At 75.6% G+C, this 10,122-nt stretch carries 9 protein-coding genes and 1 pseudogene; 4 read left to right on the top strand and 6 right to left on the bottom strand.

All coding sequences use genetic code 11. From position 1 onward, the window contains the following. From AB0L40_RS23820 to AB0L40_RS23795, 6 genes and pseudogenes are all read right to left on the bottom strand, one after another. A partial coding sequence (locus tag AB0L40_RS23820; protein WP_364360607.1) for an LLM class flavin-dependent oxidoreductase occupies window positions 1–204 on the bottom strand: 204 nt, incomplete at its 3' end. Further along, window positions 201–1,079, bottom strand: a pseudogene (locus tag AB0L40_RS23815) (aldo/keto reductase); the annotation flags it as partial. The pseudogene AB0L40_RS23815 and the gene AB0L40_RS23820, both read right to left, overlap by 4 nt. A gap of 1,064 nt (window positions 1,080–2,143) precedes the next feature. Next, window positions 2,144–3,373, bottom strand: coding sequence for a hypothetical protein (locus AB0L40_RS23810; protein ID WP_364360605.1), 1,230 nt, complete (start codon window positions 3,371–3,373; stop codon window positions 2,144–2,146). A gap of 224 nt (window positions 3,374–3,597) precedes the next feature. Further along, a complete protein-coding gene (locus AB0L40_RS23805) occupies window positions 3,598–3,915 on the bottom strand; it encodes a hypothetical protein (protein ID WP_364360603.1) in 318 nt (105 codons plus the stop codon). An 82-nt stretch (window positions 3,916–3,997) separates the two neighbouring features. Then, a complete protein-coding gene (locus tag AB0L40_RS23800) occupies window positions 3,998–4,378 on the bottom strand; it encodes a hypothetical protein (protein ID WP_364360601.1) in 381 nt (126 codons plus the stop codon). Between the two features lie 140 nt (window positions 4,379–4,518). Beyond that, window positions 4,519–5,349 carry a metallophosphoesterase gene (locus AB0L40_RS23795; protein ID WP_364360599.1) on the bottom strand — a complete coding sequence of 277 codons (831 nt, stop codon included), beginning with the start codon at window positions 5,347–5,349 and terminating at the stop codon, window positions 4,519–4,521. 429 nt (window positions 5,350–5,778) lie between these two features. Between AB0L40_RS23795 and rpiA the strand changes: the two genes are divergently transcribed. The 4 genes from rpiA (at window position 5,779) to AB0L40_RS23775 (ending at window position 10,042) form a co-directional block, all read left to right on the top strand. Continuing rightward, a complete protein-coding gene (gene rpiA / locus AB0L40_RS23790; protein ID WP_364360597.1) occupies window positions 5,779–6,423 on the top strand; it encodes a ribose 5-phosphate isomerase A in 645 nt (214 codons plus the stop codon). A 602-nt stretch (window positions 6,424–7,025) separates the two neighbouring features. Continuing rightward, window positions 7,026–7,793, top strand: coding sequence for an ABC transporter ATP-binding protein (locus AB0L40_RS23785; RefSeq protein ID WP_364360595.1), 768 nt, complete (start codon window positions 7,026–7,028; stop codon window positions 7,791–7,793). Between the two features lie 112 nt (window positions 7,794–7,905). Continuing rightward, entirely contained in the window at window positions 7,906–8,703 is a 798-nt protein-coding gene (locus AB0L40_RS23780) for an ABC transporter permease (protein WP_364360593.1), read from the top strand. Window positions 8,704–8,722: 19 nt separating this feature from the next. Continuing rightward, window positions 8,723–10,042: a sensor histidine kinase gene (locus tag AB0L40_RS23775; protein WP_364360591.1), complete on the top strand. Its 1,320-nt coding sequence runs from the start codon at window positions 8,723–8,725 to the stop codon at window positions 10,040–10,042. The last annotated feature ends 80 nt before the right edge of the window (window positions 10,043–10,122 follow it).

Below are 10,122 nucleotides of genomic sequence, written 5' to 3'. Positions count from 1 at the left end.
CCGGGCGGCGATCGCGGTGGCCACCGTGAAGGTGTCCGGCCGGCCCCAGCCGGTGCCGATCAGCGCGCCGGCCCAGCCGTGCTGCTCGGCGGTCCGGGCCAGGTCGACGCTGTGGTCGAGGGTGCCGTACCCGTCCACGGTGTCGTCGCCGCGGTGGCCCGGCTCGACGGTGTTCGGGAGGTACCAGAGGAATGTCGGGCTCACCGCTGGTACCCCCGGTCCCGGTCGGAGAGCGTGACGCCCGGCGGCACGATCTTGTCGATCTCGGCGAGCACGTCGGTGGTCAGCCGGACCTCGGCGGCGCCCAGTTGACTCTCCAACTGCTCGTAGGTGCGCGGGCCGATGATCGGCGCGGTGACCGCCGGGTGGGCCAGGACGAACGCCAGCGCGAGGTGGACCAGTGGGAGTCCGGCCTGCTCGGCCAGGTTGGCGAGCGCCTCGACAGCGTCGAGCTTCGCGGCGTTCTCCGGTGCGTCGATCTCGAAGCGTCCGGGCTGGCGGCCGGCCCGGCTGGACGGCGGCTGGCCACCGCCCTTGCGGAACTTCCCGGTCAGCCAGCCGCCGGCGAGCGGGCTCCACGGGATGACCGCGAGGCCGTACTTCTGGGCGACCGGCAGGACTTCGGTCTCGACGCCACGGGCCAGGATCGAGTACGGCGGCTGCTCGGCGACGACCCGTTCGCGCCCGCGCTTCTCGGCGATCCACTGGCCTTCCACGATCGCCGACGGCGGGAACGTCGAGGTGCCGATGTAGCGGATCTTGCCCTGGTGGACCAGGTCGGACAGGGCGCCGAGGGTCTCGTCGAAGTCGGTGTCCGGCTCCGGCCGGTGCACCTGGTAGAGGTCGATGTGGTCGGTCTGCAGCCGGCGCAGGCTGTTCTCCACCGCACGGATGATCCATCGCCGGGAGTTGCCGAAGTGGTTCGGGTTCTCACCGATCTGGCCGTGGAACTTGGTGGCCAGGAACACCTCGTCGCGGCGGCCGAGCAGAGCCTGCCCGACGATCTCCTCGGACTCGCCCTGGCTGTAGACGTCGGCGGTGTCGACCAGGTTGATCCCGGCGTCGAGGGCCCGGTGGACGCCGACGACGAGCTCGAGCGTCACCGGGACGGAGCCCTTGGTGACGGCCTTGAGCCTCTTGCCCTGCGCCGCGGAGGGCTTGACCGTGATCGACGCGGTGCCGTCCTTGCCGACGGTGCCGCTCTTGGAGCCGAGGATCGTCGAGCTCAGTCGGTGCTTCTTCGCCTGCGCGGCGGAGACCGTCGCGCGGACGCGAACGACCTGGCCGGCCGGACCGGTGACGGCGACCGGGACGCCCGACGACGCGATCTGCGTCGGCGTGAAGCTCGTCTTCGTCAGCTTCGCCGCGAGCGGCTTGCCCGACCCTCCCTGCGCGAGCTGCGCGGTGGCCGCCGCGAGCTGCGCGTCCGTGGCCGCCTGCTTGGCCTGGGCGGCCGCGAGGGTGTCCTGGAACGTCGCGATCTGCGTCTGCAGCGGGGCCGCGGTCGCCTTCTGGGTGTCGCTGATCAGCGCGGAGCTGAGCGACGCGACGGTGCTCTGCGTCTCGTCCGCCTTCGAGTACACGCCGCCGAGGGTCGTCTCACACGCGGCCTGGCGGGCCGCGTCGGTGTCGGGGATCGCGTTCAGGTCGACGCCGGTGAGGCTCTTGACGACCGGGATCCACTTCGCCGGGTCGTCCTTCAGGCCCGGGCCGGAGTTGCCGCGCTGGAACGGCACGTACGCGTAGAACGGGTCGTTCTGCCACGAGAGGATCGCCGAGTCGGTCTCGAGCGACGGGACGTGGCAGGTCGCGTGCGGCTGCGCGCCGCTCTCCGCGGCATCGCTGTTGACGATGGCCGCGCCGGTGCGTCCGGCCGCCTTCGCGTAGCTGATCACGCCGCGGCGGCGCCAGACGTCGGAGCTCGTCGCGCTGTTGCCGTTGGTCTCGCGCAGCGCAAAGACGACGCCGTCGTTCGGGACGACGTACCGCGTCTGGTCGGTGAACGTCGGGGGCGACGTGGCGGGCGTGACGGCCACCTTCGCGACGGTCGAGTAGACCGACGGGTGGGCGGCGGCGACGGCGGGGACGGCGAGCGCGGAGACGACGCCCACGAGGGCGGCGGTGCGGATGGTGTTCTTGGTGGTCATCGGATGCGCTTCGTGTTCGAGGTGGACCGCTCGGCGCGCTCGCCGGTCGGGATGAAGACGGCCTGGTACCGGCCGCCGCGCTTCGGGGAGGTGAGGGCGACCGTGAAGCGGCCGCTGCGGGCCTTCACGGTCTTCGTGGGGCGCACCGCGTCGGTGCGCAGCAGCAGGACCCGGCCCGGGAGGCTCGGGGAGACGCGGCCGGTAACGACGTACCGGCGGCCGGCCCTGCGGGCGACCTTCAGGATCCGGACGGTCGAGCGGACGTCGATCGTCTTGGTCTGCGATCCGACGCCCTCGACGGTCGCCTTGACGGTGCTCGTCTCGGCGATCGGGACGCGGACCGACCAGGCGCCGCTCGCGCGGGTGGTGGTCGTCGTCGTGCGGGTCCTCGTGCCCGTCGTCGTGACGAGCACCGGCACGCCGGCGCGGCCCGGGGAGGCCTTGCCGGTGACCTTCACCGTGCCGCCGCCGACCAGCAGGCGCCGGGCGGTGATCGCCACCGACGTCGTCGTGGCGGCCGGTGCGGCCGGTCCGCCGGGGATCGTCGGGGTGCCGCCGGGCCCGGGGGCCGCGACGGCACCGCACGAGCCGACGACGTAGTCGGCGCCGGTCTCCGTCGTGTCGGGCGAGACGCCGCCCGGCGCGCGGTCGACCCAGTGCAGGTCGGTGCCGGAGCCGCCGTCGTACGTCAGCACGTACGGCCCGCCGAGCGTGACGCCCGCGGTCGCGCCGCTCGCCGCCGGCACGTCGATCGTCACGGTGCCGCCGGTGTCGCCGATCACCGTCCCGGTCGTCGCGCCCTGCGACTGGAAGCCGCCGGCGCGCGTCCAGACGCCGTAGTCGTACTGCTGGGTGTCGTTCTGGAACGTCTGGACGCGGACGTAGCGCTGCGCGCCGCCCGCGCCGAAGATCAGCGCGGCGCCCGCCGAGACCGAGTCCTCGTGCGCCGGCTTCCAGTCCGCCACGTCCATCTGAACGACGGCCTGCAGCCGGCCCGCGGACTCGGAGAACCAGGCCGCGGTGACGTCGGCGTTGGGGTGGTGTCCGTCGCCGCGGACGTCGGTGATCTGGGGGACCCCGTTGCACGGCGGCGGGGCCGCGGCGTGCGCCGCGGAGCCCGTGCCGAGCACGGTCAGGGTGGCCAGCGCCGCGACCGCGGACAGGCGTCCGGGGCTGCGGCGAGGCCGGTCCGCGGCGCGGGGCCACGGGCCGGACCGGGCCACCACGGATGGTGCTCCCGGGTCCGGTCCGCGGTCCGCGCGCGGCGGACGGGAACGGTAGGCGCGCATGCGCCCTCCTCATGGGTCGATGTCGGGCCGCGCGTCCGCGCGGGTCCGTCAGCGGACCGCGCGGATGCAGCGGGGCAGGGCGGGCGCGACGGTCCTCGGAGGACCGCCCACCGCCGCGAGCACGGGCAGGGCCCGGCCCGTCATCGGACCTGGCGCTCCCGTCAGACCAGCGCGACCGCTGGTGGCGGTCGCATGGCCAGCGCGAACGCGAGCTTCGCCCCGGCGGGGCGCAGGACGTCCGGCAGGACGGGAGCGGCGACGCGACCCGGGGCCCGGGAGCGGCGGGCTCGTGCGCGACGGGCGCGGGCCCGGGCGATCGCCTCCTCGCCCGGGAACACCCCGACGGCGAGGATCAGGAGGAGCAGCAGCGCCGGGCCGAGGAGCAGCGCGACGTGCGGTGATTCGACGACGGCGAGCCCCAGCGCGGCGAGCACGGCGAGCGCCGCACAGAACCGCGTGATGTGGAGGGTCGACCGCATCGGCGGCGGACTCTAGCGGAGGAGACGGCGCGGCGACGGCCGGAAAGCCGACTTCCCGATCGGGTTTCGAGTCGACCTCGCCTCAGGCCTGCAGGCCCGCCACGGCCGCGCCGACGGTAGCGACGCTCATCGCCGAGAACGAGAGGACGGTCACGACGCGGTACGGGAGCGTCTCCGCGATCGACTCGCGCCAGGCCAGCGGCAGGAACAGCGCAGGGTTGACGATCGTGCCGGCGATCAGGAGGACCCGGTTCCAGGTCGCGAGGTCCGGCAGGGCGGTCCCGACGGCGATCAGGATGACCCCCATGACGATGAAGTCGATGTGGGCCTGCAGCAGCCGCCGGGGGCTCGTGACGCCCGCCTTCTCCAGGACGTCGGGGAACGCGACGCGCAGCATCACGACCCAGCCGGAGAGCGCGCCGACGGCGAGCAGCACGAGACCGGCCTGGACCACGGCGTTCATGGCCGGATCATCGCCGGTGCGCGATCACCGGGTCGGGCCCGCCCGTCCGCGGCCGTCGCCGCCGGTCGGCCGGGGCCGAAGCCCGGGACCGGGACCGGATCGGCCGCTGACGGCGGAGCACCGGCACGGCGGCCCCGCGGCTACCGCCGGTCCTGCGCCTCCAGGTCGTCGAGCCAGGCCAGGCGCTCGGCGAGCGCCACGTCGTAGACCGCGGTCGGGGCGGACGAGAGCGGGACGAGCGTCGCGATGGTGTCGTCGCCCACCAGGTCGATCCGGGTGAGGCCGCCGATGTCGTCCCACGCGCGCATCTGGCCGACCGGCGGCAGCGGGTCGCTCGTCACCCCGAGCGCCGGGGCGGACCACACGGGGATCCCCGCCAGGGTGCCCGCGGCGACGGCGTGGGCGTGGCCGCAGACCATCATCCGCACGTCCTTGCCCTTGACGACGCGGGCCAGGCGGTCGGGGTCGCGCAGCCCGATGCGCCCGAGCATCGGGTGCGCCGTCGGGATCGGCGGGTGGTGCAGCGCCAGCAGCGTGCCGTGCTTGGCGGGCTCCGCGAGCACGTCGTCGAGCCACTCCAGCTGGCCGGCGCCCAGCTCGCCGTGCGGGCGCCCCGGCACGGTCGTGTCGAGCCCGACGATCCGCAGCCCGTCGACCGTCACGGCGCGGTGGAGCGGCTCGCCGTCGAGGATGCCGTCGCGGAACGCGTCGCCGAGGTCGTGGTTGCCCGGGATGGCGATGACCGGCGCGCCGAGCTCGGCGGCGAGGGGGTCGACCGCCGCGCGGATCCGCACGTAGGACTCGGGGCTGCCGTCGTCGCTGAGGTCGCCGGTGAGGAGGATCGCGTCCGGCCGCAGGCCCGAGAGCCGCACGGTCTGGAGCGCGAGGGCGAGCCGGACGTCGGCGCCCGACTCCTCGGCCACGAGATGCGGGTCGGAGAGCTGCAGGACCGTCCGTTCCGGGGTGCGCATGCGCCGACGGTACGCACCCGGGGGGCGGATCGGCCGTCGTCGGGCGCGACGACCCCGCCGACCGGCCCGGTCCGCGCCGCCCCGAGGGCGCCCGAGCGTCCCGTCCGCCGGACGTCCGTCCAACGCCCGACACGAGGACCCGCCGGTCCGGGTATCGTCGTTACCCCGTGGGGTGTCCCGATCGGGGGATCGGGCACGCCACGTGACGCGCGTCCCCGCGTCGGACCCATGAGGCACCGCGAGGTGGGGTCCGCACGCCAAGGGGCCGCCGACGCCGGGCGCTGCTCGGCCGAGATTCGTGCCGGCGGTTCCCAGCGGGCCGCCGGCACCGCGTCTTCCCGGGGTGCCGCGGGCGGCCACGGCCCGGTGCCGGGCCGGCCGAACCCCGACCCTCACGGCCCCGCCCGGCCGGGCCTCTACGCTCCGGGCGTGACCACCGCCGGGGACCAGGAGAAGCTCGCCGTCGCCCGCGCCGCCGCGACGCTCGTGCACGACGACATGGTCGTCGCGCTCGGATCCGGCTCGACCGTCGCGCTCGTGGCGCGCGCGCTCGGCGCCGACCGCTCGCGGGCGCGGTTCGCCGTGGCCTCGCTCGCGACGGCCACGGTGGCGACGACCGTCGGGCTCTCGCTCGTGGACGACGCCTCCACCGACCGCTACGACCTGGCGATCGACGGGGCCGACGAGGTCGATCCCGACGGCTGGGCGATCAAGGGCGGCGGCGGGGCCCACACCCGCGAGCGGATCCTGATCGCCGCCGCGGACCGCTTCGTCTGCGCGGTCGACTCGTCGAAGCTCGTCGACCGGCTGACGCGCGCCGTCCCGCTCGAGCTCCAGCCTTTCGCGCTGGCCTCGACGCTCTCGCGGCTGCCCGGCGCGGTGCTGCGCGACGCGCCGCCCACCGCCGACGGCGGGGTGCTGGCCGACATCGAGGAGGACCTGTCCGATCCGGCCGCGGTCGCCGCGCGCCTGGACGCCACGCCGGGCGTCGTCGACCACGGCCTGTTCTCCCCGCAGCTCGTGCGCGAGCTCCTGATCGCCCGCGGCGACGACCTCGAGCACCGCCGGCGCTGAGGACGCGGCGGGGCCCGTCCTGCAGGGACGTCCACGGCAGGCCGGGCACCGCGGCCGGCGCCCGCTCGAAGACGAAGTCGTGGTTGCCGGCGATCCCGACGACGTGGGCCGCGGGCCGGGACGCGAGCCAGGCCCGGAACGTCGTGTCGAGCCACGCCCCTGCTCCGCCGGATCCCGCAGGCCGAACGGCACGAGGTCGCCGGCGACGACGAGGACGTCGCACTCCGGCGTGTCCGGCAGGTGCCCGCGGAGGTCAGCGATCGCGGCGATCCGCACGGACGCTCCTCGCATCCCGGGCCGGACGTCGCGGGCCGCGACGGGATCCCGCGGACCCGGCCGGGCGGCCGCGCGGTCGGTGGTCGGTCCGGTCGGTGGTCGGTGGTCGGTCCGGTCGGTGGTCGATGGTCGGTGGTCGATCGATCGATCCGGTCGGTCGGTCCCGTCGGCGGGGTGGCGCGCCGCACCGGCCGCATCAACCGATCGGCTGATGCGCGGCTCATCCCCCCTGCGCGCAACGCCACCCGGCCGGCCGATGTGGGAACAGCGCCGCGGGTCCAGGGTGGATGACACGCCGCACCGACGACCCCGGGAGGACCGGACGCATGGCGATCATCGAGGTGGAGCACCTGCACAAGCGCTACGGCGCGACCGTGGCGGTCGAGGACGTGAGCCTCGCCGTCGAGGAGGGCGAGATCTTCGGGATCCTCGGCCGCAACGGCGCCGGGAAGACGACGACCGTCGAGTGTCTGGCGGGCCTGCGGGTCCCCGACGGCGGGAGGGTCCGGATCGCGGGTCACGACCCGGTGCGCGAGCCCGGGCCCGTCCGGCGGATCGTGGGCGTCCAGCTACAGGACGCGCAGCTGCCCGACAAGCTGCGGGCCAGCGAGGCCGTCGACCTCTTCGCGTCGTTCCACGACGAGCCGGCCGACCCGCGGGCGGTGCTCGCCGGGCTCGGCCTGGCCGACAAGGCGGACACCCGCTTCCGCGACCTCTCCGGCGGTCAGCGGCAGCGGCTGTCGATCGCGCTGGCCCTCGTCGGCCGGCCGCGCGTCGCGATCCTCGACGAGTTGACGACCGGGCTCGATCCCCACGCCCGGCGCGAGACGTGGGCGCTGGTGCGCGAGATCCGCGAGATGGGCGTCACCGTCGTCCTCGTCACGCACGTGATGGAGGAGGCCGAGCGGCTCTGCGACCGCGTGGCCGTGATCCACGAGGGCCGCGTCGCCGCGATCGACACGCCCGCCGGGCTGATCGCCGCGGTCCCCGACGCCGGGCCCCGCACCTCGCTGGAGGACGCGTTCGTCGCGCTGACCACGCCGTCCGCCGACGCCCCGGCCCCCTGGCCGTTCCCGTTCCCGATCGCGCGCTGAGGCGCGACGACCGCCGGCGCACGCCCGCCCGCGCCGTGGCCGGCCGCATCCGCGCGCCGACCGTCCTCGCCGCGCCCACGCCACCCGAACACCCCGACCACAGGAGTCCCCCATGGCCACCGCCGCCCCCACCCCCCACGTCCTCGCGCCCCGCCCCCGCTCCTCCGCGGGCCGGCCGCGCTCCCTGCTGCTGCGCACCCAAGCGCGCCTGTTCCTCCGCGAGCCGATGACGCTCGCCTGGGCGCTCGCGCTGCCGCTGATCATCCTCGTCGCCATCGGCCTGGCCGCCGGCGACCAGCACGAGGCCGACCTCGGCGGCCTGCGGGTGATCGACACCTACGTCCCGACGCTCGCGGTCTTCGCCCTCGGGATGCTCGCGCTCAACGCGCTGCCCCCGAGCCTCGCGTCCGACCGCGAGCGCGGCGTCCTGCGGCGGCTGGGCACGACACCCGTCCGGCCGGTCCGGCTGCTCGTCGCCCAGCTGGTGATCCACGGCGTGGTCGGGCTCGTGTCCCTGTGCAGCGTCGTGATCGTCGGCCGGATCGCGTTCGGCGTCCGGCTGCCGGACCCGTTCCTCGGCTTCGTCCTGATCCTCGTGCTCACCGGCGCGACCCTCCTGAGCATCGGCGTGCTGCTGACCGCGATCGCCCCGACGGTCCGCGCGGCCAACGCGCTGGGCGCCATGACGTTCTTCCCGATGATGTTCTTCGGCGGCCTGTGGATCCCCCGCGCCACGATGTCCGACGGGCTGCGCCACGTCAGCGACGCGACGCCCGTCGGCGCCGCGGTCGGGGCCCTGCAGGACGTCACCACCGGCGGCTCGTGGCCGTCGCTCGGGGCGCTCGCGGTGATCGCCGCCTGGGGCGTCGGCGCCGCCGTCCTGGCCACCCGGCGCTTCCGCTGGCAGTAGGGTCGGCGCGAGGATCCCCATGCAGCGCGACCAGACCGACACGCGGCTCGACGAGCTCCGGCGGTTCCAGGAGCCGGGCCTCAACGCGCTCCCGCTCGCGCTGCTGTTCTCGCTGTCGCTGCTGCTCGTCTCCACGGTGCTGGCCGCCGCCACGGACGATCCGAGCGACCGACGGCTCGCCGCCGAGCTCGGCCTGAGCGCGGTCACCGCCTGCTGGCTGCTGCTCGGGCGCGGGCTGCCGGCGGCGCGGTTCGAGGAGGGCGGGGCCTGGGGCACCGCGTTCTTCGTCGTCCTGATCGTGCTGATGGCGGCGCTCGTCGCGCTCTCGCCGCTCTACGGGTTCTTCTCGTGGACGGGCTACCTGTTCGTCGCCCGCGCGGCGCGCCGGCCGCGCTACCTGCTGGCCGTCGCGCCGGTCGCCGCGATCTCCGCCTGGTCGCAGACCGGCGGCACCGCCGGGGACTCGGTCGGCTCGTTCGTCGTCTGGGTCGTGCTCGCGATCCTCAACACCGCCGTGGCGGGCACCGTCATCTGGTTCTCGTGGAACGCCCACGAGCAGGACGAGCACCGCCGCGAGGCCCTCGACGACCTGACCGTCGCGCACCGCGAGCTCGAGCGCACGACGGCCGAGAACGCCGCCCTGCACGAGCGGCTCGTCGAGCAGGCCCGGGCGGCCGGCGTCGAGGAGGAGCGCGGCCGGATGGCGCGCGAGATCCACGACACGCTCGCCCAGGGGCTCGTCGGGATCGTCACCCAGCTGGAGGCCGCGGAGCAGGCGGCCGACCGGGGCGGCGACTGGCGACGCCACCACCACAACGCCGCGGCGATGGCGCGCGAAGGGCTCGTCGAGGCCCGGCGGTCCGTCCACGCCCTGCGCCCCGAGCCGCTCGAGGACGCGCGCCTGCCCGACGCCGTCGCCGACGTCGCCCGCGAGTGGTCCGCCCGGCACGCGGTCCCGGTCGAGGTCACGACGACCGGCGACGCGCGTCCGCTGCGGCCCGAGTACGAGGTGACCCTCCTGCGGACCGCCCAGGAGGCGCTGGCGAACGTCGCCCGCCACGCGTCCGCCGGCCGCGTCGGCCTGACGCTGTCGTACATGGGCGACCAGGTGACCCTGGACGTGCGCGACGACGGCGTCGGCTTCGACCCGGCCGCCTGCGCACGGGAGGCCGCCGCGCGCGGCCCGGCCGACGCCGGGACGACCGGCGGCTACGGCCTGATCGCGATGCGCGAGCGGGTCGCGGGCCTCGACGGCACGCTGGAGATCGAGTCGGAGTCCGGCGGCGGCGTCGCGCTGTCGGCGACCGTTCCGGCGCGGCTGGCGGGCGGTGACGCGTGAGCGGCCGGCGGGGCGTCAGGGGCGCAGCGGCGCGACGCGCGCGTACCGGGATCTCGGCGGTCGTGCCCCGGCGGGTGCAC

Origin of the sequence: Patulibacter sp. NPDC049589 (assembly GCF_040675535.1) — a bacterium.
Lineage (GTDB): Bacteria > Actinomycetota > Thermoleophilia > Solirubrobacterales > Solirubrobacteraceae > Patulibacter.
Note: the sequence above shows the minus strand (reverse complement) of the source record. Positions and strands in the feature narration are given on the sequence as shown.